20 protein-coding genes are annotated in these 26,432 nt (G+C 41.2%); 3 read left to right on the top strand and 17 right to left on the bottom strand.

From position 1 onward, the window contains the following. Nucleotides 1–2: 2 nt before the first annotated feature. From LQ226_RS14005 to LQ226_RS13955, 11 genes are all read right to left on the bottom strand, one after another. On the bottom strand, nt 3–1,028 hold the full coding sequence (locus LQ226_RS14005; RefSeq protein ID WP_231418577.1) for an ABC transporter permease: 1,026 nt from the start codon (nt 1,026–1,028) through the stop codon (nt 3–5). Further along, complete coding sequence (locus LQ226_RS14000) at nt 997–2,208, bottom strand: ABC transporter permease (RefSeq protein ID WP_231418576.1); 1,212 nt, start codon at nt 2,206–2,208, stop codon at nt 997–999. The genes LQ226_RS14005 and LQ226_RS14000 overlap by 32 nt, the downstream gene beginning before the upstream one ends. A gap of 38 nt (nt 2,209–2,246) precedes the next feature. Next, nucleotides 2,247–3,869, bottom strand: coding sequence for a DUF6583 family protein (locus tag LQ226_RS13995; protein WP_231418575.1), 1,623 nt, complete (start codon nt 3,867–3,869; stop codon nt 2,247–2,249). 194 nt (nt 3,870–4,063) lie between these two features. Beyond that, nucleotides 4,064–4,441 carry a DUF1499 domain-containing protein gene (locus LQ226_RS13990; protein WP_231418574.1) on the bottom strand — a complete coding sequence of 126 codons (378 nt, stop codon included), beginning with the start codon at nt 4,439–4,441 and terminating at the stop codon, nt 4,064–4,066. A gap of 155 nt (nt 4,442–4,596) precedes the next feature. Then, on the bottom strand, nt 4,597–5,922 hold the full coding sequence (locus LQ226_RS13985) for an anti-sigma factor domain-containing protein (protein WP_231418573.1): 1,326 nt from the start codon (nt 5,920–5,922) through the stop codon (nt 4,597–4,599). Beyond that, nucleotides 5,919–6,659, bottom strand: coding sequence for an RNA polymerase sigma factor SigI (sigI, locus tag LQ226_RS13980; RefSeq protein WP_231418572.1), 741 nt, complete (start codon nt 6,657–6,659; stop codon nt 5,919–5,921). The genes LQ226_RS13985 and sigI overlap by 4 nt, the downstream gene beginning before the upstream one ends. Nucleotides 6,660–7,204: 545 nt before the next feature. Then, the gene (locus LQ226_RS13975) at nt 7,205–7,975 is read right to left on the bottom strand and encodes a PRC-barrel domain-containing protein (RefSeq protein WP_231418571.1); all 771 of its coding nucleotides are present in this window, start codon (nt 7,973–7,975) and stop codon (nt 7,205–7,207) included. 66 nt (nt 7,976–8,041) lie between these two features. Beyond that, nucleotides 8,042–8,911, bottom strand: a complete 870-nt coding sequence (locus LQ226_RS13970; RefSeq protein ID WP_354665924.1) for a S1 family peptidase — start codon at nt 8,909–8,911, stop codon at nt 8,042–8,044. 117 nt (nt 8,912–9,028) lie between these two features. After that, complete coding sequence (locus tag LQ226_RS13965; RefSeq protein WP_231418570.1) at nt 9,029–11,062, bottom strand: ABC transporter ATP-binding protein; 2,034 nt, start codon at nt 11,060–11,062, stop codon at nt 9,029–9,031. Next, entirely contained in the window at nt 11,059–12,810 is a 1,752-nt protein-coding gene (locus LQ226_RS13960; RefSeq protein ID WP_231418569.1) for an ABC transporter ATP-binding protein, read from the bottom strand. Before LQ226_RS13960 ends, LQ226_RS13965 begins: the two co-directional genes overlap by 4 nt. A 471-nt stretch (nt 12,811–13,281) precedes the next feature. Further along, the gene (locus LQ226_RS13955; protein ID WP_231418568.1) at nt 13,282–14,310 is read right to left on the bottom strand and encodes a TIGR00341 family protein; all 1,029 of its coding nucleotides are present in this window, start codon (nt 14,308–14,310) and stop codon (nt 13,282–13,284) included. A gap of 191 nt (nt 14,311–14,501) precedes the next feature. On the opposite strand from LQ226_RS13955, the gene LQ226_RS13950 reads away from it, so the two are divergent. From LQ226_RS13950 to LQ226_RS13940, 3 genes are read left to right on the top strand one after another with little or no spacing between them, the layout of a single operon-like run. Next, entirely contained in the window at nt 14,502–16,013 is a 1,512-nt protein-coding gene (locus LQ226_RS13950) for a spore germination protein (protein ID WP_231418567.1), read from the top strand. Between the two features lie 9 nt (nt 16,014–16,022). Further along, the gene (locus tag LQ226_RS13945) at nt 16,023–17,135 is read left to right on the top strand and encodes a GerAB/ArcD/ProY family transporter (RefSeq protein WP_231418566.1); all 1,113 of its coding nucleotides are present in this window, start codon (nt 16,023–16,025) and stop codon (nt 17,133–17,135) included. Continuing rightward, on the top strand, nt 17,132–18,256 hold the full coding sequence (locus LQ226_RS13940; RefSeq protein ID WP_231418565.1) for a Ger(x)C family spore germination protein: 1,125 nt from the start codon (nt 17,132–17,134) through the stop codon (nt 18,254–18,256). Before LQ226_RS13945 ends, LQ226_RS13940 begins: the two co-directional genes overlap by 4 nt. Nucleotides 18,257–18,297: 41 nt before the next feature. Here the strand turns inward: LQ226_RS13940 and LQ226_RS13935 are convergent, their stop codons facing one another. The 6 genes from LQ226_RS13935 to helD all read right to left on the bottom strand — a co-directional run bounded on the left by LQ226_RS13935 (nt 18,298) and on the right by helD (nt 26,364). After that, complete coding sequence (locus tag LQ226_RS13935; protein ID WP_231418564.1) at nt 18,298–19,134, bottom strand: aldo/keto reductase; 837 nt, start codon at nt 19,132–19,134, stop codon at nt 18,298–18,300. 152 nt (nt 19,135–19,286) lie between these two features. Continuing rightward, nucleotides 19,287–20,285 (bottom strand): ABC transporter substrate-binding protein, encoded by a 999-nt coding sequence (locus LQ226_RS13930; protein WP_231418563.1) that lies wholly within the window; start codon nt 20,283–20,285, stop codon nt 19,287–19,289. 101 nt (nt 20,286–20,386) lie between these two features. Next, nucleotides 20,387–21,607 carry a quaternary amine ABC transporter ATP-binding protein gene (locus tag LQ226_RS13925; RefSeq protein ID WP_231418562.1) on the bottom strand — a complete coding sequence of 407 codons (1,221 nt, stop codon included), beginning with the start codon at nt 21,605–21,607 and terminating at the stop codon, nt 20,387–20,389. Continuing rightward, nucleotides 21,607–22,467, bottom strand: a complete 861-nt coding sequence (locus tag LQ226_RS13920) for an ABC transporter permease (protein WP_231418561.1) — start codon at nt 22,465–22,467, stop codon at nt 21,607–21,609. Before LQ226_RS13920 ends, LQ226_RS13925 begins: the two co-directional genes overlap by 1 nt. Nucleotides 22,468–22,547: 80 nt before the next feature. After that, on the bottom strand, nt 22,548–23,546 hold the full coding sequence (locus tag LQ226_RS13915) for an ABC transporter substrate-binding protein (RefSeq protein WP_231418560.1): 999 nt from the start codon (nt 23,544–23,546) through the stop codon (nt 22,548–22,550). 538 nt (nt 23,547–24,084) lie between these two features. Further along, the gene (gene helD, locus LQ226_RS13910) at nt 24,085–26,364 is read right to left on the bottom strand and encodes an RNA polymerase recycling motor HelD (RefSeq protein WP_231418559.1); all 2,280 of its coding nucleotides are present in this window, start codon (nt 26,362–26,364) and stop codon (nt 24,085–24,087) included. Nucleotides 26,365–26,432 lie beyond the last annotated feature (68 nt).

Here is a 26,432-nt window from a genome sequence, read left to right as displayed (position 1 = left end):
TCTTAAGGTTTATGAATGAGCCAATGATGAGGCCATATAAATGCCCAATCCAATTGGGCAGTCGTCCATACAAATGAGCCAGTAGCAAGGAGCACCAGGAAAAGAATACTTCCGTTCTTACGCCCGAGTCCCATAAATAAAAACCAGGTTATGCCCAGCGTGATCAGTAAGACGATGACTCCCCAACCGGACCATTCCAGAACCGGTAGGATAGGGGTTTGAGACAATGTCAATAGAGCATAGGTGGCAGGGAGAAACGTTGCAGCTCCTACGAGCAGAAGCACAAAGCAATGACCTGCAAAATAAGCCCTTGTAGTTTGTTGCGTCATTTTAATTCGTTGCAATCGTCCAGACCTCAGGTCCCAAACCATGTTCCTTAAGAATACAATCCCTGCGATCCAAGCATACAGAAAGAACAAGCTGATCATAACACCTTGCCAGGGGCTCAGCGTGAATGAAGGTTCTGTTACATTCTCAGGCGATCTTTTCTCAAAAGCCACTTGGAACAGTGGTTCAGGGTTCCAGAACTGATCCGCATACTGGACACCTTCTTCAAATGTAGCCGAGGAATCCCATTTCATAAGAGCATTCCCTGCCTTTGCATTTAAAGAAAGTCTCATTAACTCAGCCCCTATTGCTTCTTTCGCAAATACATCAAGGGTTGAATTCTCAGAACGGATCCATGTAATCGTATCATCGATTTCTCCGTTTTGGAGCGTTTCCTCAAATCCTTCCTTCAGGATAAAGGCCGCCTCAATTGTCCCCTTCTTAACAGCCCGTTCTGCCTCTTTAAAGCTCATAGATAAAACGCGTAGCCGATCTGCATCTTTGACTCTTTCTGTGAGAGTTGTCGAATACCTACTCTCATCTTCATCAACAAGAGCCACGGGAACGGCTGATTCCTCCATTGCTTTTTGGAAGAAAGGGAAAAGGGAAACCGTCACAATGAGTGGGAATAAAAGAACAAACAGACTAAGAAACGGACGCTTCTTCCACTTATTTAGATGTAAATATAGATACGTAAGCATCACGTTTCTCCTTCCTAAAACCAGCTAAGGTCGCTCCTATATAAAACAAGACTCCCCAAAGAAATAATCCTATATAAGGCAAGGGGTCACCCTGGTCCGCAAATGCTAAACGGAAAACCTCATACGTAAACGAAAAAGGTGTTCCATCCTGACTTAGCCACGTGGGTAAATAAATCTCAGGAATTAAAGCACCCGCACTGACCATTCCAATAAGGGAAACGATGAGAAGAGTTAAAGACCTGATGCTCGCATGAGTGGTCACTCCATATAGAAAAGCAGAAAAGGCAGAAAGCCAAAAAGCAATTAAAACCATCCCTGCATGCAGCCCTAAAGAGAACTGTACCGGAACCACCAGATTGGAAATTCCCATCAGGAGTTCAATTAATGCGAACAGAATGATCCACCACTTTATCTGTTTAACAATGACCTGGTGTAAAAACGTAAGGTTAAGCATTCTCCATCTCATATTGATTGAAGCGGTATGAGTTCGCCCATCCAACGCCTGAAAAAGTATGGTAAAGAATACGACAAACGTAAAGGTCATGGCAATGAAAGCATGGGCTTGCCATCCTACTGCCGCTCCACTCGCGACTTGCTGTTCTTCAAATGCTTCATTTCGTTCGAGGGCAAACAATGTAAAGGTGACGATGGCCTCCTCGAGTCTTGCACTTCGTTCGTCTTTGGGTAATTGCTTAATATGTAAATCATAGACTGCGTTCACTGCACTCTGAGAAGCCGAAATATACTTCGCACCTGATTCGAGTAAGACCGTAAGCATGGTTGAATCGATCGGCTTGTCCTGATTTGTCATGACAGCGATTGGTTCATTATCTCCAACCCGGAGACTATCCGTAAACCCCTCAGGAATTGTCATCACACCGGCTAGGTCCCCTTTTTCAAACGCTTCTTTCGCTTCCTTTTCACTCATAGGAGTCAGTTGCAGAGCTCGCTTCATTCGTTCTTCTTCGGAGAGCTGATTCACTAGAGACTTGGTCTCAAAGGTTTGGTCATGATCGACAATTGCAGCTTGTATTTGTTTCTCTTCTTCTTGGAATAAATTTTGCAAGCTTAATCCAGCGATGAGCATAATGAGCAGAGGGATAAAAAAGGATAAAAAAAGAGGGGCAGGCCGAAGAACGGTTGCCCTCATTTCATATCTCCATAACGAGAACCCATTCATACAGTCTGCTCCCTTCTTAAATAATTGGTTTTCACGATTTAGAATCCACCTAAACCGCCAAATCCACCTAATAGAGATCCAATGTGCTGCTGGAAGTTACGCTGAATATCTTGTGCGATTTGCTCTAATTCCTGATCAGATTGGTCCATCACACGTACAGTGTTGCCATCTTTTAATTCAGGGAAAGAAAGGTCATCAGAGAACGAAATATTCTGATCCACGTTCAGTTCCACATCCGCTGCCATTTCACCCATCATCGGATCATCCATACTAAAGTTCAACCCATAATCGACCTTACGATTGTAGCTATCATCGTCCTCTTCTGTTGTTTCCATGTTAACGAAACCAGAGATGTTTGGCATAGGCTGCTCACCTAAAGCGTCACCAGATAACTCCACATTAAAGTCGGTTTTCGACCCTTGCTCTGTAAAGTCAGAATTTAAGATAAGGTCCATCGTGAATGTTTCAGATGGGATCTCTGAATTCACACCAATAGTATGATCCACATGAAGACCATCTTTATTTGGTTTCCCGTCTTCTTTATAGCTTACAGAAACGGAACCTTCTTCATTTTCTGGTGTAAACGTCATATCTGCAGAGCTTGTATAACGATCTTCATCTTCTTTCACGTAATCTGTTGAGATTTCCATCGCTACTTTTTCAGCGTCCTCTGGTTGAAGACTCATGTTCCATGTTTGATGAGCTACTAAATCATCTTTCAGATAAGCTTCGATTGTAATCCCTCCAGGGATTTTAATCGAGTCAACGTTTTCAATTGCCTCATCAATGTCGGCTTTCATATCTTCATTTGAAACAGAATTCACACCCTGCTGAAGAGCAGATTGTTGATCAAGGATGTCCCAAATGCGTTCATCTTGTTTTAACTCTTCAAGAACAGCAACAAGCATTTCATGAGCTTCTTCTTCACTGATCTCTACGGTTACTTTATCGTATTTCTCTCCTTCGTAAGTAGCTCCTTCGTTAAGAGAGAATTGTTCTTCTTTTAGTTGCTTTCCTATGGTCACAACGTAATCTTGCATAATTTCTTCCACTTCTTCGAATGAAAGTTGCGTCTGGGAGTACTCTGCAAAGTTCGGAAGTTCGTTAATGCCTTCACTTGACTCTCCCATACGTTCTAGGAATGCACCTAGTTCGTCATTTCCAAGTGCGAAATATTTATCATAGACAAATGGTGCTTGTACAGCTGCTGTGTTTTCATTTTGATAGAAACTTCCGTTCGCAATGCTGTTTCCTTGCATCGTTAAATCTGCACTAGCAAACGTTTCTTTTGATTCTGGGTCAATTTTTGAATTATACTCGACTTTCAAAGTAGAAATAATTCCTTGAATCATACCCATTTGAGGGAAGGATTGTTGAATCTGATCTCCCTTTACATTAAGATCCATTGTGACAGATCCCTTTGTCTCATAAGCTTCTTCTAATTGACGGTCATAAATCTCTTTATAACTTCCTGTGTAGTCTTCCATACGCTCGAACTGATCTTCCATCGTGTTCTTTTGAGCTTTCATGTACATGGTCATCGGATTAGAATCCTTTAACATACCGTACGCCGTAGCCCCAAGGGCACCAATGACGACAATCGTTAAGAGCGTAACAAGCCATTTGTTCATGCCTTTTTTCGCTTGTTGGTGATTGCTCATGTATCTCTCCCTTTCTGTTTTCCTGATAAATGGTTAGTAGTTGTCTCTACGAATGTATGATGAAAAAGTTTCACAGATTCGTAGATAATGTAAAAGCCTTACTCATTATACTATTATGTAATTTACCAGGAAAACACCGTTCCAGAAAAAAGAGATAAAATAGGAGAAAAGTCTCTAAAATAGAGACTTTTCTGTCACTTGTTATATAACGTCCGAATTTCCTCCATGCGAGACCGATTTTTGCCTAAGTCGGAATACCCCACACGAGAAGCGGAACGAAAATGAACAACCTCAGCATTGTCATCAAGATAAAACTCGACATCATCTGTAAAGCGCATAATTTTCGTTTTAAATGTGGCATGAATATAATCCTCTGTTTCTTCTTCAATAGAAACACGGCCATACTCATTTAGAATGTTCTTTAATGTATCTTTCGTTTCTTCACGCGTTCCTTTAAAGGGCAGAGGCTCCATCTTTTTCGAAGCATCTTCGGCTTGAGTTGAAACACAGTTCGGGGAAGATGGGCACTCTGCTAATTTTCCGTCTTTTACTCCTAGGTTTGATTGAGACAAGATGCAACACTCCTTTTTTATTAGCATACCCAACTTCGATCCCATTGCCTACTTTTGAATGGGCTACCATCCAATATATTCCTATCCATAATATAAAAAAGACTTCTTCTAAGGCGTTCCCATCTTACCGCCTTAAAAGAAGTCTTTTTGCTTCATCAATCATCATGCTTGTGTTTCTTTTCTTTGTGTTTGTCATCACGATGTTTCTTATCTTTATGCTTATCATGTTTATGATCTTGATATTTCTTGTCATTCTTTTCTTTATTCCAATGTTTTTGCTTTTGGTGCTCTTTCTCTTTTCCGTTCCCCTGTGGTTTGTTCTTTTTAAGCTCTTGTTCGTAATCGTTCAATGACTGGTAGATAGACAGAATTTGTTTCTGTATACCAGGCGGCAGTTCATTCCAGTTGTCATAGGATTGAACTTTTTTCTGTAAGCCAGGTGGTAAGTGTTGAATAATTTCTTGTTGTTTTGAAGATAGACCAGAAGGAAGACCCCGGCTTTGCCCCGGTGGATCTTCCTTTTCTTTGCCTTGTTTCGCCCATCCTTTCTCCTTACCCGCGGGATTTACTGGGTTCGTGGATGGAGACGATGGTTGAATGTCTTTTTTTGTTTGTGGCTCTGATGACTCTTTTGGTTGTTCATTCTCTTGTTGCTTTTCATCTTTTGAGGAAGGTTCCGGTTTCTTTTCTTGAGGTGCCTCTTCATCAGATGATGAATCAGGGGCTTCTACTTGCGCTTTATTATAAAAGTTATTGAAAGCCTCTGCTTCATTCTCGGACATCTGATTCGTCTTACCGCTTACTACATTACCAGCCCGTGATAATTGATAGGACTCTGCCAGCGTTTCATTCATTGATTTTCCATCACTTTCCGCCTTTTCGCGGATAGATTTCGGAACAGCGAACGTCGCAATATTCATCCCACTCACCGAATGACTCTGTAAGTAGCGATCGATCGTTTGAAGAACGTCTTCCTCTTGTCGAACCGTACTTTCATGACTGACTCCAATCATGACACTCTTATTTTCATTTATAAGACCAATCTCTTTGCCTGTTTCTATGACGGTAATCGTTACCTTTTCAACAGCTTTGTTCTTCCAGTCCGTGATTTTCTCAACGATTATACTTGCATCATCGTTAAGCGGCATCATTTCAATCACTTTCATCTTGTCGTTAACCTTCATCTCAATGCTTGGATTCATCTCAATATTGACATAAGCATATGCTCGATTTGAATCAATCCAAGAATAAAGAGGAAGGATAGCAATCAAGAGAGCTGCAACCATGGCGACAAATCGGACATTTGGCTTTAAGGTATTCGGAAATAACGACCCGAATCCTTTCCGTTCTGGTAACGGTTCAAATGATACTTCATCTCCAGGCATTGAAGACTGAATCGCTTTGGCTTTGTAAAAGGTTCCTTCACTCGTCATTACGATGGTATATCGTCGGTGTTGTTCCATGACAACCCCTTTTTTCACAGGCCCACCCCCTTGATATAATCTTTTAAATATACGTAATCCTCATTCAAAATGATGAAAATGGCTAAAACAAACTTACGGTTCCGTTCTAGTGTCTTCTTACTGACTTCCACTTCATTGATCAGTTGTTTCATAGGGAGCTTTCGCTTCTCTAGCACAAAGGCTCTCATTTCTTCATGGTGGTAGACCGTACGTGCTACATGAATAGCAGATTCACGAGCATCCCGGTGTTTAGGGGCCACCTCTGTTAGTTCTTGAAATGACAATTTGTACTCTTTCAGTTTTTCACTGAAATCTTGAATCTCAATGCGACGGTACCAGCTTTCCGTTTCAGTTTGGTAACGTTCCTTTGCAGCTTTTACCTCCTGAGGGTTTTCCATCTGCTCATCATCTTCATATTCCTGATCTAAAGACGCCACAACAGGGTTATTTTGATCATAGCGAATATAATCGATGACCTTTCGTTTCACTACAAGTTTGGCAAAAGAAAGAAAGGAACTGCCTTTATCAGGAGAATACGAATGCATTGCCTCATTAAAGGCCATTAAACCAATACTGAATTCATCATCTTTCGTTGGATCTATATATCGTTTACAAACTTCAGATACACTTTTGGCGATAAAAGGTTGATATTTTTTAATAAGATGGTTTTGAACTTCCTCGTCACCTTCCTGAACAAGTGCTACTTGTTCTTCAAGTGAACCATCCTTTTCCTTTTTCCACAGACGTCTGATCAACCCTCTTCACCTCCAGCTATTATAGTTTTCGCTTTAGTTGATCATTTTTTGGGTGTTTTTTGTGATGTTTTTTGCAGTTTTGTTACAAAAAGATTTCACCACATGTCATATTCAAGCCATGAATTTCCTATCATGGCGCGGTTTGAGCCTTAATCAATATGGGTATCATACAACATATTTCGACCTATATCTACAGTAGATTATAACCATATTCTTTCAGCCCTAGTGAGAGAGGGAGGATGGCTTAATGGGGGATTTTGATAAGAGAAAGTTTCCGTTAGCACTCACATGAGCATAAGGTGATTCGGGAAATCACTCGCTTTCCCGAACCACCATTTCTATATTGGGAGAAACGGAAACACGCCATATCCCCCTGAAACATAGATTCTCTGCCATTCTAAAACTGGTGTACCGTTCGCGCCTAGAAAATTAACGAACTCCTTACCATCAAATTACTTTAAATCCGTTACATCCATAAAAGCCCCTTTAAAACTCAACAAATTAAAAAAGCCTTCCCGATCCTATTGGATCAAGAAGGCTTTTTGTTATTGCCAATATTTTGGTCTGTGAAAGGCTGTGTAGATTTTCTCTTCATCATCACGTGTAACCGGTTTGTCTGGGTCGTATTCTGGGGCGTCCTGAATCTGTTTATAGTCAAGATTTACAGGGATACTCTTTTTACCCCAATCGACTGTCTCCATCCAGTCCGGGGAAATGAGAATTCGTTTTCCTCCAAGTTTTTCTACCGTTTTGACAACAACGTAACGAATTTTCCAGCTCTCATCTTCAATGATAAAGTCATCGATAAAACCTGCATTTCCATCTGCGGTTTCTAATTGATAACCGGCTTCGTCTCCCTTAATCTCATTCATACTCCTTAAGTGATGGTCCGCTTCTTCATTAAATTCATTTTCTGTTACGGTCGGGGCTTGTGGAGCCATTTCAGTTCCTACCATTTCAGGAGCGCCTGTTGTGCCCCATAGCGAGTCACCTTTCCAGTAAGGAAGCCAACCATAATAGTTTGCCATTTCTTGTTCTTTCTGAACAGATACCGGTGCTTCCTCTTCAATGGTAGGAGAATTACGAATGGATTCTTTATCATTATTCATATGAACGAGTTGGTCTTCTACGTTGATTTCTTTAATACCTGAAGGAGATAAGACGACTTTTCTCCCAGGTAGCCATTTACGGGTATCGACAACCATATAACGAAGTGCCCATTTCTTATCGTCGAAGTATAGATCTTTAACCTTTCCTAGTTCCCCATCGTTTGCATCTAAGTGAAATTTCTCAAGTAAATTTCCTTTTAATAACAACGTTTGTCACCTCTCTAGTCGTATCGATAGTTTATATGTACCACTAGAGAACGTGACTCAAACGAATTAGTCTTCTTCAGAAGGTAGTTGAATCATAGGCTCGAGACCCTTCATCTTTTCATGAAAATACGTAATGGGAACAGATAACCCTACTTTTCCGTGTTCTTCATCTTTAATCGTTGCAAAGACGACCGCAATGACGCGTCCTTCTTCTGTTATAACAGGACTTCCACTATTGCCGTGATAGATTGGAGCATCAAGCATTAATACTTCCTTGTCCCAATCACTAAGCCCCCTGTAACCAATGACCTCTCCTTCATTTGCGATCCCATTAAAACGTAAGGGGTTGCCTATGAAATAGACGTGTTCCCGTTCAGTGAATGTAGTCTTTTCAGCAAGAGGGAGATAAGGTAAGGCCTCCTGATTTTTTAGCTCCACTTTCAATAAGGCTAGATCAATATCTTCGAATGTATGAACCACTTCTCCGCCATACAAGCCCCTCTCTTCAAATGCAACGGTAATTGGCATCTCATTATCAATGACGTGTTCATTCGTTATGACATATCCATCTTCTGAAATGGAGAAACCTGTCCCTTTAGAATTCCCGGATTCAATTACAACAACGGATTGTTGATACTCGTCAATGTCTTTGTTTGTCATCAGTTCAGCTGATTTAATAAGGAAATCAACAGCCGGGAGGGAAAACGTCTTAGGGAGGATGCCTACAATATTAATGGTCATCATAACAGCGATCAGCCAGAAGGCCCACTTTGGGAATGGACGCTTCGGCTTTTCCTCTTCTTCCTTCTTCTCCCTTAGCTTCGCTCGTTCCTCATCCAAGATCTCTCGCATTTCTTCATCATCAATCTCTTCATATAAATCACGATCTATTATATCTTTTGAATACTCTTTATCTTTATAATCCTCGCTCATCATTGTCCCCCTTTAGCAAACTAAAGGGTGCCAGACACCGTGCATTACTTTACAGCATTAAAGTGTGTCTGTCCCTTAAAAAAAGAAGCAGGCGCATCAGGGCGCCTACTTCTTATTATGCTATGAAATGATCGCTTGTTCCAGTCTGCCCTGTTGCATTTGATACATTTGTTGATAGATTCCGTTTTGTTGTAGCAGAGAGTCGTGATTCCCTCGTTCTACAATTCGTCCGTGATCTAAAACGAGAATCTGATCAGCTTGCTGAATGGTCGACAAACGATGAGCAATCACGAGTGTTGTTCGACCTTTCTTTAATACTTGAAGCGCACGTTGGATCATACTCTCCGTTTCCGTATCAATATTGGCTGTCGCCTCATCGAGAATAAGAATGGCCGGATCAAATGCGAGGGCTCTCGCAAACGAAATCAGCTGACGCTCTCCGGCAGAAAGTGTACTTCCCTTCTCTTTGACAGGCTCATCATATTGGTGGGGTAACTTCTCAATGAAGGCATCTGCCCCTACAGCTTTCAAAGCTTCAATAGCTTTCTCTCTTGTAATAGAAGGATCCCCCATCGTTACGTTGGACAGAAGGGTGCCTGTAAACAAGAAAGGATCCTGTAAGACAATCCCCATATGGCTGCGCACCTGTTGCCTTGAGAGTTCTCTTGTTTCCATTTCATCAATGGTAATCTTACCTTTTTGCGGATCATAGAAACGAAATAGTAGATTCATAATCGAGCTCTTCCCTGAACCTGTATGACCTACGAACGCAACCGTTTCACCTGAATTTGCATGGAATGAGATCTCTTTCAGCACGTAGTCATCCGCTTCATAGGCAAAGCAGACATCCTTAAACGCAATATTTCCTTTATAGCGTTCGATCGGGCTCGACTCTACGACCTCTCCCTCATGGTCCATTAATTCAAATACTCTCGTAGCAGCCACGCGGGCCTGTTCCAACTGCGCCAGTTGATTGACCACATCGATCACAGGCTGAAACAGACGATTCAGGTAGTCTACGAACGCATAGAGCACACCTGCTGTTACGATAGATCCAACCCCTAATGACGCTCCGCCAAAATACCAGATGAATCCTACAAATGCGAGATTCCGGAGGACGTTTACAAGATTAAAAGAGGTTAAAGAATTTAACTTCAACAACTTCTTCTGATACGTATAGTGTTTCTCATTCATTACTTCGAATTCTTCTGTCACTTGCTTCTGGCGTCGGAATGCCTGAATAATCGGCATACCTTGAATGGCTTCATTAATATTTCCGTTTAAATCACTAATCGTAGATCGGATTACTTGGTTGTATTTACCTGCATAAGCCTTATACAACTTCATCCAAATAAACATAATCGGAATCAACAGTAAACATAGGGAAGCAAGTTTTGGATCCAATAAGAATAAAGCAATGTAGATCCCAGTCATGTAAATGGCGCTCGTTACAAACGTAGCCAGAACCTTTACATAAAGCTCCCGAATAGCCTCCGTGTCATTTGTGACTCGAGCGACAATCTTCCCAGCAGGACGGTTGATAAAGTAATCAATTGGAACACGCTGAATATGAGCAAATATATCATTTCGCATCCGTTTAATAATTTGATTGGATGAAATTTGGAGTAAATACGTCTGCCCATATTGAAAGAACGCTGCAATGACTAGCAAACCGACATATAAAGCCAACAGCCATGTGATCGCTCTTGTTTCCGGTTTGAAAAAGGCATATAGTTCACTCCGGCTCATTTCTGTTACTGGTGCGGTGGCCGTTTCATCTCCGCTCGAGACCGTGATACGCCCGTTTTCAACAGACTTCTTTCCAGATGTCGGAATGTCTTCCTCAACAAAATAATAAGAGGTCCCCACTTGCAGGATCGTAGCTATACTCCCCGTCTGATCACTCGGCTCTAACCGATCTTCTCTCTTATAAAGTTCATCCTTATAAGCGACAACATGGTGATCGTTATTCTCTTCTACTTTAATCCAGTTTGCCTCAATGCCTAATATATGCTCATCAATAAGGCGCTTCGCAATAAACGGACCTGTTAATTCAAGAGCCACAGCAATCGTCAAACATAACAATCCAAATAAAATCGTCTTCTTACTTGTTAACGCGTATTGAAACAATCGTTTCTCCGTAGAAGGCTTCACTGGTCATCCACCTCCTCTTGATCCATTTGTTGTTTCGTAAACTGATCCTTATACCATCCATCTTGCTCCATCAAGTCTTCATGTGTGCCACGCTCTACGATCTTTCCATCTTCAAGGACGATAATCTCATCAGCGTGCTGAACACCTGAAAGGCGGTGAGCTGCTATAAAGGTCGTTTTGTCTTTTCGTTCTTCTTTTAGATGCCTGATAATATTCGCTTCTGTCTTCCCATCAACTGCTGACATCGAATCATCTAAGAGAAGAATCTCAGGATCCATAATAAGCGCTCTCGCTAAGGAAACACGCTGTTTTTGTCCACCGGATAACGTCACTCCGCTCTCTCCGACTTTTGTATCGAGCCCTTTAGGAAGGTTATCAATATCTTTCTTTAAATAGGCCAACTCGAGAATACGCTCAATCTCTTCATCACTCGCATCCTCACGACCAAATTGGATATTCTCGCGAACCGTTTTAGAGAAGAGAATTTGATCCTGAGGCACATATCCAATCCACCCTCTTGACGTATCAAGAGCGATTTCTTCGAGTGAGGTACCTGCTATCGTTAAACTCCCCTTCATACCAGAGTAGTCCCGTAACATCTGCCGGAAGAGCGTCGTCTTCCCAGCACCCGTTTTCCCAACGACACCAATGGTAGAACCCCGCTTCACGGTGAGGTTAATATCCTGTAACTGATCCCGGTTCGTATCTGGATAACGAAACGTTACATGATCGAAGCTGACCACACTTGGCAAAGGGACATGCTTCGGGTCCTCTGGGTCTTTTACGTCTACCTCATACCCTAACGTGTCGTTTACACGATCAAGGGAGGCATTGCCTCGTTGCATCACATTAATCAATTCTCCTACAGCAAACATCGGCCAGATTAACATACCAAGATAGACGTTAAAGGAAACAAGCTGCCCTAGTGTAATGGCATTGACGAATACAAGGTGAGCTCCATATCCGAGTCCAATCGTATAAGAAAGACCGACGAGAATTTTAATGGTAGGCTCAAACATGGCGTCAATCTTGGCGACCTCCACGTTTTTCTCATATACATCATTTGTCATGTTATGAAATCGGTCCTGGTCCTCTTTCTCTTGAACAAAAGCACGAATGACTCGCACCCCTCTTACAGACTCCAGAACGCTGTCATTCATGTCTCCAAACGCATCTTGCGCTTTTGTAAATCGTTCATGAATGGTCTTTCCATACCGTTTCATCATTAAAGCCATAATCGGCAGTGGAATTAAAGCCGCCAGTGTCAGCTTCCAGCTAATCGTAACGATCATGACTCCTACAATCATGACCATAAAAAAGGTCGAATCCACGAGTGTTAATATTCCAAACCCAGCTGTCATAGAAATGGCTTTTAAATCATTTGTAGAACGAGCCATCAAATCGCCCGTTCGATATTTCCCAAAAAACGTTGGAGTCATGGCAAGGAAGTGTTGCATTAGGTTAGAACGTTTCTTCCTCTCTAAAATCATTGCCCCTCCAAACAATAAATATCCCCAATAATACGAAACCACGTAACTGACGATAAGAATCATCAAATACCAGAACAGAAGCTCTGTTAGCCTCTCTCTCGTCAACGTTTCAAATTGAATCCCATCAATAGCAGCCCCAATTAACTTCGGTGGCAAAATATCAATAGCACTCACAAAGACTAATAAAATAATAGCGATTGAGTACCTGATCCAATACTCTTTAAAAAACCAATTTAATTTTCCTAGAACCGAAAACATCCTGTCACCAACTTTCCATTATTCGTTTGTTAGCCGCCTTCCATCTCTTGCTTTGATCCATACATACGAATACAACTCAACATAATTAACGCCTCCCAAAACTTGATTTATATAGATAAAGCAGACAATCTGCCAAACCTCAAAAAAGACAAAAAAAAGCACATACGTTAGACTCTTAACGTATGTGCTAAAGGCACAAAAAAGAGGCTACGATCTAGTCGTAACCTCCTCAACGTCTCAAAATGAACAAAAGGATACCAGACAACTGGAACCTTTTTACGAGAAGGATGAGGTCACGTAATTATTCATATTCATGGCAATCATAATTACAATTCTACGCTTGTTCATTTTGATGTGACCTCCCTTTCATAAATAGTGATTAAAGTATATAATTTTCAAAATCTTAAGTCAATAACTTTCCATCATTTTCTTTTTTACAATATGAAACGAAAGCTTGGGTTATGACACTTGTTATTGCATTGAAATTCCCTCACCCAGAAAGATAACCCCTACTAAAGAAGCTACAATGATTAATACAAATACAATAGACAAGGACCTCGACACATTGGCCCGTTGTACTTCCTTCCACCTGACAGGCCGAATACCTGCAAGGGAGAAAACAATGACCGCAGATAACAGAATGCACATAATATTGACCGTGACAAGGAGAAACGATCCGTACGCTTCATCCCATAACCCTTTCCCAATCGACATCCCAAGTGCAACGTTTGGTGGCAGCAAAGCTACAGCTACCATAACACCTACCAAGTTTCCGGCCTTTCGATTCAGCGTAGCAATCGCTCCTGCCCCCCCGGCGGCGAGAGCCAGGAAAAAGTCAGAACCCGTGACACCTGTCCTCGATGTATATTGAGAAGATTCCCCACTCATATGAAAGATAAAATTAAACAAAATAGCCATAACGACCACAATAGCCACACCGATAAAGGAAGTCAGAGCAGCCTTTCCAAGCAACCGATAATCTCCAAGAATCGCAGCAAAAGCCGTGGCAATAACCGGACCAATCAAAGGAGCAATCACCATCGAGCCAATCACAACTGCATCGCTATCTTTAATAAAGCCCATTGACCCCACGACAGCTGAAAAAAAGATCATAAGAGAGTAATTTAATGTCGTTACGCTGTTACTCTCCACAAATGAAATTAGTTCCTGACGACTTGCCCGAAGGAGAATTTGCTTTTCTTCCTCATCTGCATCTTCTTGGTTTGTTTCTTCTTCACTCTCACTATTTAACGTTTCCCGTGATAAATACGTACGCACCGGAATTAACATGGTTTCAAATCCGTCTACAACGTTTGAGACACTCTCTAAATAGTTCAGGATCTCTTCGACCTGGTCAGAGCCTACAAGGATCCTTACTAACATTCTTTCTTCGGATTCACTCGAAACCCAATAGGAGGTATGCGGCTGTTCCTGTAACTTCTCATTGACCGATTCAAAATGTTTATCAGGAATATATGCTTCTATTAATTGCAGGCTCATCTCAATCTCGCCCTTTTCTTCTGGATTCAAATTGTTCTAGTAGTATCTGAACAAATGAACGTGACTATGTATTTAAAGTATAAAAACCGTTCTTGACTCATTTCCTCCTAGAATCTTTTTTGGATGCTCCTTATAAAAAATGGAATTCTCACCATACTAACAAAAAACGACCAACGAAAAGGAGGATCGAAATGCGCCGTTCTGTACAAAAGAAGAAGAAGCCAAGTGATACGTTTCCTTGTTCAATTGAAGAATTTAAGAAGCAGCTTTCAACGATGCTTCAGGATAGTCCAGACCTTAACTTCACGACGTACACGCTCGGACAAAAGCGCGTCCTGATCTTCTACTTCACCTATCAAATTAATAAAGAACAGCTTCACAGAAGCCTATTAGATACACTCCTCACTTCTCAGAATAAAACATGGGATGCAAAAATGATCCAAAACGAAGTGCCTCTTGCTTCGAGTACGTTGCATGACACCCTTGTATCCGTGGCCAAAGAACTCATCCAAGGCGGAGCAGGGATCTATGTAGAAGAAGATGACCAACCGATTACGTACTACATTCCAGAACAAGCGCGTCGCGCTGTATCTCGAGCGGAAAATGAATCACTCGTTCTCGGTCCTCAAATTGCTTTCACAGAATCCATGGTCACAAACTTAAACATTATCAGATGGCGTTTAGACACACCTGAATTTACAACCGAAAAGTTAATTATCGGATCCGAAATTCCAACTGAAATTCGGATCGTCTACTTAAAGAATATAGCAAATAATGACTTAATTAACACAGTACGCCAAAGGCTTGAAGACCTTGATGTGAACGATGTGATGGATAGCAACGTGCTAGCACAGTACATCGAGGATCGCTCATCAAGTATTTTTCCACAGCTTTTGACCACAGAGCTACCAGACAGACTCTGTAACTCCTTAATTAACGGCAAAGTAGGGATTATGGTGGATAAAAGTCCGACGGTTCTGGTGACTCCGTCGACGTTATTTAGCTTTTTAGAATCTACAGAAGATATTTATTTCAGATGGAACATTGGGACGTTTCTTCGCTTAATGCGATTAGCAGCGATGTTCTTATCGATATTATTAACACCTGCTTACGTGGCTGGTCTATCCTTCCATGTAGAAGTAATCCCTTCTTCTCTCTTGGTCTCATTAGGACAATCAAGAGCCAATGTTCCATTCCCGCCTGTGTTTGAGGCCTTATTGCTAGAACTCTTAATTGAACTACTCAGGGAGGCCGGCGCCCGGCTACCGACCAAAGTGGGTCAGACAATGGGTATTGTAGGCGGTATCGTATTAGGTCAAGCTGCCGTTAAAGCCGGATTCACGAGTAATATCTTAATTATAGTCGTAGCCCTCAGTGCTTTAGCCTCCTTTACAGCGCCTAGCTATATGATGGGAGGAGCCATAAGGGTTATACGATTTCCAATGATTATTCTATCTGGCTTATGGGGGCTTATAGGAATCTTCCTTGGTTTATCGTTTCTAGTTATCCATTTACTGAAAGTAACGTCTCTTGGCACACCATACCTATCTCCATTGTATCCGTTCCACTTTGCTGATTTGGATAACTCGATCATAAGACTTCCATGGTCTCGTGCGAACAAACGCCCAACCGTAAATGAAACAAAGAAACCTATAAAATTCTCGGAAAAGGAAGCCAAAAAGAAAAGAGATATTGATGAGTAGGGATGCATTATGAAAATACAACTTCAAGTACCAGAAGGAATTCAAATTCAAGCTTTCTACCTCATTTTCTTGATTCATACAACGCAAGTAGGGACAGGAATAATGGGGATCTCCACCCACATCTATGCTGAAGCGAAGCAAGATGCATGGATATCGGTTATTATAGCGGGGGTTTGGGTGAGTATTAGCGTCTTTTGTATGTCTAAAATTCTTAATCAATACCAAAGCGCAGATTTACCTGGCATTCAAGTCGACATATTTGGTAAATGGATCGGAAAGATTTTGGGAACCCTTTTAGCCCTTTACTTCTTCAGTCTGCTTATTTCAGTACTTCTCAATTACATTGAAGTTGTGCAGGTGTTTCTGTTCCCAACCATCCCCACATGGCTCATGTGTTTGTTCTTGCTATCACTCGTTGTTTATGCAGTTCTTGGGGGAGTAAGGGTTATTGTAGGCGTTTCCTTTTTATTCTTTATCGGGACTTTTTGGTTAGTCATTGTTCTGTATAAACCCGTATCGCTTATGGAGTGGAATCACTTTTTTCCCATTATGACCACTCCCTACTCGGATATCTTGCAAGGAACATTTAAGGCAACCTATTCCCTCGTGGGCTTTGAAACGTTAATGTTCATTTACCCCTATATACAAAATAAGCAACAAGCACATCGATCAGTGCAAATAGGTGTTTGGAGCACGACTCTTCTTACATTAGCAGTCGTTGCGGTAACGGTCGGATATTTCAGCGGACCACAATTGGAGCGTTTAATTTGGCCGACCCTTTCTATGTTTAAAATCATTCAATTTTCCTTCTTAGAGCGATTCGATATTATCGCCGTTGGAATATGGATGATCGTCATCTTACCGAACATGATCACTGTGATGTGGCTATGTACGTATACATTTAAACGAATTTACGGACTGAAACAAAAGCATGTACTCTATGTTAGTGCCGTTCTTCTGTTCTTTGGAACGATTCTCTTTCAAGATCGTCTCCAAATCAATTATTTTACGGATAAGCTAGCAACGGTTGGCTTTTATATTGCGTTTGTTTATCCTCTCGTCCTATTACCGATTGTATTAGGGAAGAACTACATTCGTAGAAAGCGAGGAGGCTCACAATGAAGAAACTGATTTGTACGCTTTGTATCCTCGTTCTTCTCACCGGTTGCGTAGAGAAAAAATATATCGAACGCCTCGGGATCATTACTGTCATAGGATACGACTTGTTAGAAGAGGGTTTCTTAGAAGGGACGCTGATCTTCTTTCAGTTCGATCCAAATGCCAATAGTGTGTCTCAGATTATCACAAGCCGAGCAAATTCAGCAAAAGGGATACGACAGGATGCAAACTTAAAATCCAGTAAGCAACTTGTTTCCGGACAGCTACGACTTGCTGTGTTTGGCTCGCAGCTAGCTGAGAAAGGAATTATGAGGGTAACCGATACCCTCGCAAGGGATGCCGCTGTGTCGGACTTACTTTATATGACGATTGCCGAAGAAGACGCTAAATCTATCCTTTCCTCAAACAAAATGGAGGATGCGGCTGACATCGGAAATTACTTAAACAGTATGCTTCGAAAGAACATTCGAAACGAAGTTCTTCCTTACAGTACACTACATCAATTTCAACATGACTATTATGACATTGGACGCGACCCTATTCTTCCTATGCTAAACCTTGAAGACGGCAAACCTGTGCTAAGACACTTAGCCTTAATGCAAGACGATCGTTTAGTTGGGAAACTCCCTGTAAAAAAAGGATTTTACCTAAAGTTAATAGAAAGTCGCTTTGAAGCTGGGCACCTGGAGGTTGGTTTACCAAGGGAAATCTTTAAACCATACTTCAAGTCAGATCGAAATCACGAAGAAATAGATAAGATGTATGTCACATTTGATGAAATAAGGAGTAAAAGTAATTTAAAACTCACTTCGCCTGATTCTTTAGAATTCAAACTAGAGGTTATGCTTGAAGGAAGAATATTAGAGATATCAGATGATTTAAAAATTCAAGATCCTAAAGTTGTCAAACTCCTAGAGGAAGAATTGGCCGATTTAATTGAGGAAGAAATTAAGAATGTAGTAGAAGTGACGAAAGAGAAAAAAGTAGACCCTATTGGATTTGGTCAGATTTACAATACCCAGCGTCCATTAAAGAGTAAAGAGGAATGGAGAGAAATGATTCCTGATATTAACGTAGAGGTAAGCGCGAAGAGTCGAATCGTCCGTCATGGGATTATCAAATAAGAAAAGCCCTTTCTTTCTCAGAAGGGGCTTTTCTACATCCATTATCCGTTATAATCGAATTCATCCGGATGAGGTCCATTACGCTCTCCGGTATTTAAGTCATCGATTTGCTTCATCTCATCAGCTGTTAATTCAAAATCAAATAGGTCTGCGTTTTCTTTTTGACGGTGTGCCTTTGTAGATTTAGGGATTGTAATAATTCCGTGCTGAACATCCCAGCGTAAGATAATCTGAGCTGGTGTTTTCTCATACTTTTCAGCAAGCTCCTCTAAAATAGGTGCATCAAAATACTTTCCTCTAGCAAGCGGGGACCAAGCTTCCATCTGAATTCCACGCTCTTCACAAAATGATCTCAGCTCAGGCTGAGCCAAACGGGGATGAAGTTCAACCTGATTCACTACAGGTTTCACCTCAGCATCTTTCAGGAGATCTTCAAGGTGATGCTCCATAAAGTTACTCACGCCGATCGCTTTTACTTTACCTTCTTTATATAATTTCTCTAATGCTCTCCATGTATCTTTATATTTTCCAGGGACCGGCCAATGAATTAAATAAAGATCCAGATACTCAAGACCAAGTTTCTCTAAACTTCTATCGAAAGCCGCTAATGTTTCTTCATACCCTTGCTCATCATTCCACACCTTCGTTGTTACGAACAGATCTTCACGAGAAACGGACGTTTCTTGAAGGGCCTGTCCGACCCCTTCTTCATTCTTATAGAATGAAGCCGTATCGATACTGCGATACCCAATATCAATTGCAGAAAGCACCGCATCTTTCACATCATTTCCTTCTTCCATTTTATAAACGCCAAGACCCACTCTAGGCATTTTAACGCCATTATGTAAAGTTGTTGTAGATTGCAAATTCATTATCACTTGCCCCTCTCTGTTTACCTCATTCTCCTTCGATCATACCGCTTTCATGTTTTCATGACAACGAATGCGCACTGCAGCTAATCTTATGAAGGTTGATGAATAGCCTTATACGACAAAAGAACCCACTCTTGTTAAAGAGCAGGTTCTAAAAGTTACAAGGCCTCTTTTACTTTCGACACGACTTCTTCCGGAACCCATTCTGTCCAGACATCTTCGTGTTCCTTCATCCACCACTGTGCTGTTTCTTCTGCATTCGTGCCATTCTTCTTCATGTATTCCAATGCACTCTGCGTCAACGCATTACTTGTTTCATATTGCTTAAGGAACGTAACCACTTCAGGTGCTTGGTCTGGGAGATCTTTGTGCACCGCTGTTGTTACGCGCATAGACGGGATCTCTGTCCCATAATTCTCTTGATACTGTTCTTTGTTGTATTCAGGTTCTTCTAGCAATGTAAGATCATAAATACTTGTCACCCACGTTGGAGACCAATAATACCCAACCCATGCTTCACCAGACTCATAAGCATCCGCTAAGGACGTCGCCAATGCAGCTCCAGAGCCTGGACGGAAGTAATTATACGTATCCAGTCCATATGTTTCGACTTTTTGTGCTAGTATTTCATCCACTGCCCACCCTGAAGGTGCACCATAGATACGTGCCTTCTCAGGATGTTCAGGGTCTTTAAATACCTCTGGATATTTCTTTAGATCTTCTACAGACTTAAGATCTGGTGCGATAGGATCAATTCCTCTTTCTTTATCACCTTTGATTACATAAGTCGGGACATAATAACCTTGTTCATTATCATCAAAGTTCACTGACGTTTCTACAATATCTCCTTGGTCGAGTGCTTCATTATATAGCTCTTCAATATTATCGACCCATAATTCCATATACGCATTAATATCCCCTTGACGTAACCCCTGTACAGTAGCAGGAGTAGAGCCAGCTGTAACTTCTGTATCATAGCCATACCCATTCTCTATAATGGTTGCAGCAATCTGATTATGTACACGAACACTGTCCCAACCTGGGTCAGCAAAAGTTATGGTTTCGATTTTCTTATCATTTTCTGATTGAGCCGTTCCGCTGCAGGCAGCTAAAACAATCACTAAAAGTGAAATAAATACGAGTGTAAGTTTCTTCATACCACTTCTCCTTATTATAAAATTGTCCATCCCTCTTCTTCTGGGAATAGGGATGGACCTCTTGAAAAATATTCCTAAAGCAACAAGCTAAGAAAGTTCCCTTAGATGGTTACCGACTGTTTAACCGCTTCATGCTCTTCAATGTCATCTCCTACAAGTCCTGCTAATACATGAACTCTTAGGATAAACCCTTCTAAGCGATCATCCTCCCCTAACACAGCCAGAGGATACTTGGAATCCAATGCTTTTGGAATTAGATCATTTACATATTCATCTTTCTTAACCATGTGAACATCTGTTGTTAACACATCCGACAATGACTTCTTAGCACGAATTCCATTCACCGCATCATCAATGGTTACAATCCCTTGCACGTGCCGTTGTCGGTCTACGACAAATACACTGGATATCCCGTTCTCTTCCATTTCCCTGACGGCGACATTCAGTCCATCTTTAAGGGAAACAAGGGCATTCGGCTTGATCATCACATGCTCTGCCTGCAAGATCTTAGAACGATCGATGTCTGCAATAAAGTTCTCAATATACTCATTTGCAGGTTTCTCTAAGATCGATTCAGGCGTACCGATTTGCTCAACTTTACCGTTTTTCATAACCGCTACGCGATCTCCAATTTTAAATGCCTCGTTCACATCATGAGTAATAAAGATGATCGTTTTCTGAAGACGTTCTTGAATGTCTAACAACTCTAGCTGCATTTCTCGGCGAATTAACGGATCCAGGGCACTGAAAGGTTCATCCATTAATAGAATATCTGGGTCATTAGCCAATGCGCGAGCAAGTCCAACACGCTGTTGCATTCCTCCTGAGAGCTCTCCTGGATATTTATCTTCATACCCCTTCAGGCCTACAATTTCGATATTCTTCATCGAAATTTCTCGGCGTTCTTCCTTTTCAACACCTCGAATTTCAAGTCCGTATTCTACATTACCTAATACGGTGCGGTGATCAAATAAACCAAAATGCTGAAAGACCATCGCAATCTTATCCTGGCGATATTTTTTTAACTGAGATGGATTGTACTCCACGATATTCTCATCATCTACATATATCTTTCCATCCGTTGGGTTGTTAAGCATATTCAGACAACGAATAAGGGTTGACTTCCCACTTCCGGAAAGCCCCATAATAACGAAGATCTCTCCTTGATTAATATCCATCGAGGCATCATACACACCAACGGTATGGCCTGTTTCCTTCAAAATTTGATCCTTCTCCATTCCATCACGAACCATCGGAATAATCGATTTAGGTTTCGAACCAAATATTTTTGATACATGCTCTACTCTCATTTTAACGGTCATTAATCAGCCCTCCTGTGTTTCTGGAATCGATCAGCCACGCCGCCTGTAACACGGTCAATAAGAATCGCTAAGAACACAATACTAATTCCAGCCTCAAAACCGAGTGCCAGATCAATACGGTTAATGGAAACAAGTACGAGTTCTCCTAAACCACCTGCTCCAACCATAGAAGCGATAACGACCATCGCTAGCGCCATCATCGTTGTCTGATTCACACCTGCCATAATCGTAGGTAAGGCTTGTGGTAACTGAACTTTCTTAAGCATTTGCCATTTCGAAGATCCAAAGGATTCAGCAGACTCGATGACTTCTGAATCTACATTACGAATAGCAAGATCTGTTAATCGAATAACAGGAGGCAATGCATAAATAAGGGTTGCAAATACTGCAGCTACGTTTCCTAATCCAAAGAAGAAAATGGCTGGTATTAAATAAACGAAGCTCGGCATCGTTTGCATCGCATCCAATAGAGGACGCATAATAAACGAGAATTTCTTACTGAATGCCATCCATATGCCAAGTGGAATTCCGAGCAATAGGGATGTAATCACTGAGGTTAAGACGATCGCAATCGTTGTCATTAATACATCCCATAACCCAAACGTCCCGACAAGGAACATGAAAGCAGCGTATAAAATTCCGGCAGTAATAGATTTAAAACGCCACCCTAGTACGAAGATAATGGCGATAAACACCCACCAAGGTAAAAACATTAACCCTGCTTCAATAGACAAAATAGCTCTTGAAGCAATTAAAAAGATAAAATCAAAAAATGGCTCAAGTACATCGTTAAGCCATAAAACAAAATTCTCTACATACTTTCCGATCTCAAGCTTAATATCCGGAAAATTTCCTTCCATTGAGGTCCCTCGCTTTATTCATATTTATAAAGATGGAAAAGGTAGATGGCAGAGCGATCTCTTCATCTACCTATCCTTTATTAAATCGCGTCTTTTACTTTTTTCACGACGTCTTCTGATACCCATTCCGTCCACAGGTCTTCATGCTCCTTCAACCACCAATGAGCAGCTTCCTCTGCTGTTGCTTCATTTTTCTTCATGTAACCTAAAGCACTTTGAGTTAGCTTATTACTCGTTTCATAGTTTTGAAGGAAATCGTAAACTTCTGGTGCTTGATCAGGTAGATCAGAATGAACTGCTACTGTTACTCTTGTTGGAGGAATCTCAGTTCCATAGTTTTCTTTAAACTGTTCTTCGTTATATTCAGGTTCTTCTAAAAGCGTAATATCGAACACACTCGTTACCCATGTTGGGGACCAGTAGTATCCAACCCATGCATCTCCAGCTTCGTACGCATCCGCCAATGATGTAGCTAGTCCCGCTGAAGACCCTGGTCGGAAATAGTTAAAGTTATCTAAGTTATAAGCATCTAATTTTGGTTCCAACATCTTGTCAGCAGCAAAACCAGACGGTGATCCGTAGACTCTTCCCTTATCAGGGTCTTCTGGGTCTTGGAATAATTCAGGGTATTTCTTTAAGTCTGCTACCGTTTTAAGATCCGGAGCCATTGGTTCAATCCCACGTTCTTCATCTCCTTCAATAACGTAGGTTGGCACCCAGTACCCTTGCTTATTATCATCAAAGTTCACAGAGGCTTCTTTAATCTCACCTTTTTCAATAGCCTCATCGTACTCTTCTTGCATATTATCTACCCAAAACTCCATCATTACCTGGATGTCACCTTGTCTTAACCCCTGTACAACAGCAGGTGAAGATCCTGTTGTAACATCTGTTTCGTAATCAAAGCCATTTTCGATAATCGTTCCTGCGATTTGATTGTGTATGCGCTGACTATCCCAACCAGCGTCTGAAAACGTGATCGTTTCGATAGAGTCACCTTCTGACTCAGTACTTCCACTACATGCTGCTAGAATCAGTACGAGTACAGTGCTCATTAGTAACGTAAATTTTTTCTGCATAATAGACCCCCAAAGATTATTTGTGAAGTATTTCACATGTTTCCACGAATGTTTTGCGTTCTATTAATCGACTCTTTTAAATTGATCGCTTGAATGATGTGGATCGTTCAAACAAGTTCTTAGCTTATTGATAGTAGCCTATAGTAAGGCGAAAGAGGGGATTCCGAAGAAGATAAAGAGGTTGAACCGTTTACTCTCTTACATTCAGTTGTCATTATTCCTTAATTTTCTATCGCCTCCAATAATTATGCCAACATTTACAATTGTACATAAAAGGAAGCACTTCCATCAAAACTGATATTTTATCGTATAATGTAAAGAACATGTAAAGAATAGCACTGAGGGAATTTATCCTTAGTTCTTACATAAATCATCTACTTTCCTCCTTATTCCACAAGAATAATCAATATTTGCAGAAAAATTAGACAGAAACCTACAAAGTTCTCTTTCCCATAATTTTTATTCCATAAACCAAGAATATGAGCACCACCCAAAAAGAAAAGACTGTCAAACTAGGGTTTGACAGTCTTTCACCTATTTATGATTTATAGTATTCCCCGTTCACTTCATCCAGAAGAAAGGCCTGAGGTTCCTTCCCCCAAAACTGCAGACGATGCAAAGGCCGCGTCATGGCCACATATAACAGTTTCCTATCCAACAGAGAAGGGGCATACGTCTCATTTAAATTGACCAGAAAGACACAATCAAACTCTAACCCCTTTGCTAGATATACAGGAAGAATAATAATGCGATCTTTCATCATCTCTTCCTCTCCTTGAACAAACTGAAGAGAGTCTTCCGGAACATAGGGTTCTAAGGATTGAACAATGAGCTGACACTCTTTCACTGTTTTTCCAATAAGAACGAAACTCTTAAAGCCCTCTTTTCTTAAACGGTTATATTCTTCGAATAAGTTGTCTTCCCACCCCTTTTGTCTTGTAGAATGAAAGGAAGGTTGATCCCCTCTCCTCAATACTGGTTCTGCAAGGGGCAGGTTCGCATTCATAGACGTCAGTATGCTGTTTGCTACTTCCATAATTTCAATCGTCGTTCGGTATGTTTTCTGTAGGGTTAAATAATTTGGAGCACGGAACACATCTTCTAAGATCGGCTTCCACTCTTTTAATCCACGATACTGATAAATTCCTTGAGCGAGATCCCCTACAATCGTAAACAAATCGGTATTCAATGCTCTCTTCAAGCTTACAAACTCCATATACGAATAATCCTGTGCTTCATCCATAACGACCTTTTTAGCCTTATAATCAGGGTCAAGTCCGTAAAGGATAGCATGAAGATATAAGAGGGTTGCCAAATCTTCTGCGTCCACTGTTTTCTTCTTAATCTGACGTAATGTATGGGACCTCATAAACTCACGGTCCGAATCGGTTCCAAAGTCTTTCATCAACATATGAAAACGATCAGCCTCTTCATAGAAACGCCTAAAATAAGTTGGTAAAGGATCATTGGGATACTGCTTCATGTATTCTCGTACCGCTTTTTTCGATTCTGATTCAATCTGTTTTAGTTTTGCATCCTTTTGATCCAACAAGAAACTAACACGTCGCTTTCGTTTGTCAGGATCTTTAATCCCATATAAAGCACGATCAAGCTCATCATCATACTTCTTTGTCATCTTCTGAAGCATGACTTTCTTCTTTCTTCTTACGTCACTCATTAGAACCTGGCGAATTTTCTCTTTACGTTTGTAAAAAGGTAAATAGGAGTAATCCTCTACAAAGAGCTTTCTGATCTTCTTCCCATTCACCACTCTAAATCCGGCAATTTTTAAATCGGTCTCGACTAAAAATTCCTTCTTCATATACTGCAGGAATTGATCAAGAACGGGCTGAAATTCTTTAGAACCTTTCCATTCTGCCATTCTTAAGATCGATTCCTCTTCATCAGAGTGTTCTAAGATGTTCATAAGCGTTTCGTGTTGAGTTTGAACAGTAAAGGAGTGATTCGTGACAAGCTTTACATAATCGACGTATGTAGTCGACCTCGACTTCTCAACACCTAGCTCAGGCAGAACTTCCTTCATATAGTCTATAAATAAGCGATTGGGAGCAAGTATAAGCATTTCCTCAGGACTAAAGATATCTTGTAAGGTATATAAGAAATAGGACACCCTGTGCAGGGCAATGGTTGTCTTTCCGCTCCCAGCAGCCCCCTGGACCACAATCGGTTTACGAAGGTCGGCGCGAATCACTCGGTTTTGTTCCTCCTGAATAGTAGACACGATTTCCGTTAAGCGGTGATCTGCGTTCTGAGATAAGGAGTCTTGTAGTAAGTCATCTTTTGTGGTGATATCGATATCCCTGAAGTCTTGCAGCTCTCCTTCTTCAATTGAATACTGCCTCTTTAAAGAAACATTCCCCTCATACGTCTCCCCATGTGCTTCATAACTCACATCCCCAACGCGTCCCTCGTAATAGACGTTCGCAAGAGGCGAGCGCCAATCAAGAATGATCGGTTGTTGGGTTTCACGGTCAAACAAGGAAACTTTCCCTATATAAAAGGTTTCGCGTTCAGGTTTTTCTTTTCGGTGATAGTCAATGCGGGCGAAATACGGTTTCTTTCGGAGTTTCTTGAGGTTTTCTAGTTGATCTTTGGACATCTTCATAAAATTCGCATGAGTCAGCATGTCTTGATATTTCAAACTACTGTCCTTGAAATCAAGGGCTGCTACCGTACTTTCTTGGCGTTTCCTTAACGTCTCCTGATCCGACTCTTGGGCAGCAATAACCGAATCCATGTACACTTTCGTAAAGGTGAGACGATCTAATTCCTCTTGATAATCAGGGTGTTCTTTCATAAGCCATTCTCCTTTCACAGGTGTGATGTGAATGACGAGTCAAACGTGGTAGAGCACGTACACATTTG

This window comes from Pontibacillus sp. HN14 (assembly GCF_021129245.1).
Taxonomy (GTDB): domain Bacteria; phylum Bacillota; class Bacilli; order Bacillales; family BH030062; genus Pontibacillus.
Note: the sequence above shows the minus strand (reverse complement) of the source record. Positions and strands in the feature narration are given on the sequence as shown.

Bases quoted from the DNA above. Each gene is read 5' to 3' on its own strand.
- LQ226_RS14005 (WP_231418577.1), bottom strand. From the start codon at position 1,028: ATGCTTACGTATCTATATTTACATCTAAATAAGTGGAAGAAGCGTCCG.
- LQ226_RS14000 (WP_231418576.1), bottom strand. From the start codon at position 2,208: ATGAATGGGTTCTCGTTATGGAGATATGAAATGAGGGCAACCGTTCTT.
- LQ226_RS13995 (WP_231418575.1), bottom strand. From the start codon at position 3,869: ATGAGCAATCACCAACAAGCGAAAAAAGGCATGAACAAATGGCTTGTT.
- LQ226_RS13970 (WP_354665924.1), bottom strand. From the start codon at position 8,911: ATGATGAGCGAGGATTATAAAGATAAAGAGTATTCAAAAGATATAATA.
- LQ226_RS13960 (WP_231418569.1), bottom strand. From the start codon at position 12,810: ATGTTTTCGGTTCTAGGAAAATTAAATTGGTTTTTTAAAGAGTATTGG.
- LQ226_RS13955 (WP_231418568.1), bottom strand. From the start codon at position 14,310: ATGAGCCTGCAATTAATAGAAGCATATATTCCTGATAAACATTTTGAA.
- LQ226_RS13950 (WP_231418567.1), top strand. From the start codon at position 14,502: ATGCGCCGTTCTGTACAAAAGAAGAAGAAGCCAAGTGATACGTTTCCT.
- LQ226_RS13945 (WP_231418566.1), top strand. From the start codon at position 16,023: ATGAAAATACAACTTCAAGTACCAGAAGGAATTCAAATTCAAGCTTTC.
- LQ226_RS13940 (WP_231418565.1), top strand. From the start codon at position 17,132: ATGAAGAAACTGATTTGTACGCTTTGTATCCTCGTTCTTCTCACCGGT.
- LQ226_RS13930 (WP_231418563.1), bottom strand. From the start codon at position 20,285: ATGAAGAAACTTACACTCGTATTTATTTCACTTTTAGTGATTGTTTTA.
- LQ226_RS13925 (WP_231418562.1), bottom strand. From the start codon at position 21,607: ATGACCGTTAAAATGAGAGTAGAGCATGTATCAAAAATATTTGGTTCG.
- LQ226_RS13920 (WP_231418561.1), bottom strand. From the start codon at position 22,467: ATGGAAGGAAATTTTCCGGATATTAAGCTTGAGATCGGAAAGTATGTA.
- LQ226_RS13915 (WP_231418560.1), bottom strand. From the start codon at position 23,546: ATGCAGAAAAAATTTACGTTACTAATGAGCACTGTACTCGTACTGATT.
- helD (WP_231418559.1), bottom strand. From the start codon at position 26,364: ATGAAAGAACACCCTGATTATCAAGAGGAATTAGATCGTCTCACCTTT.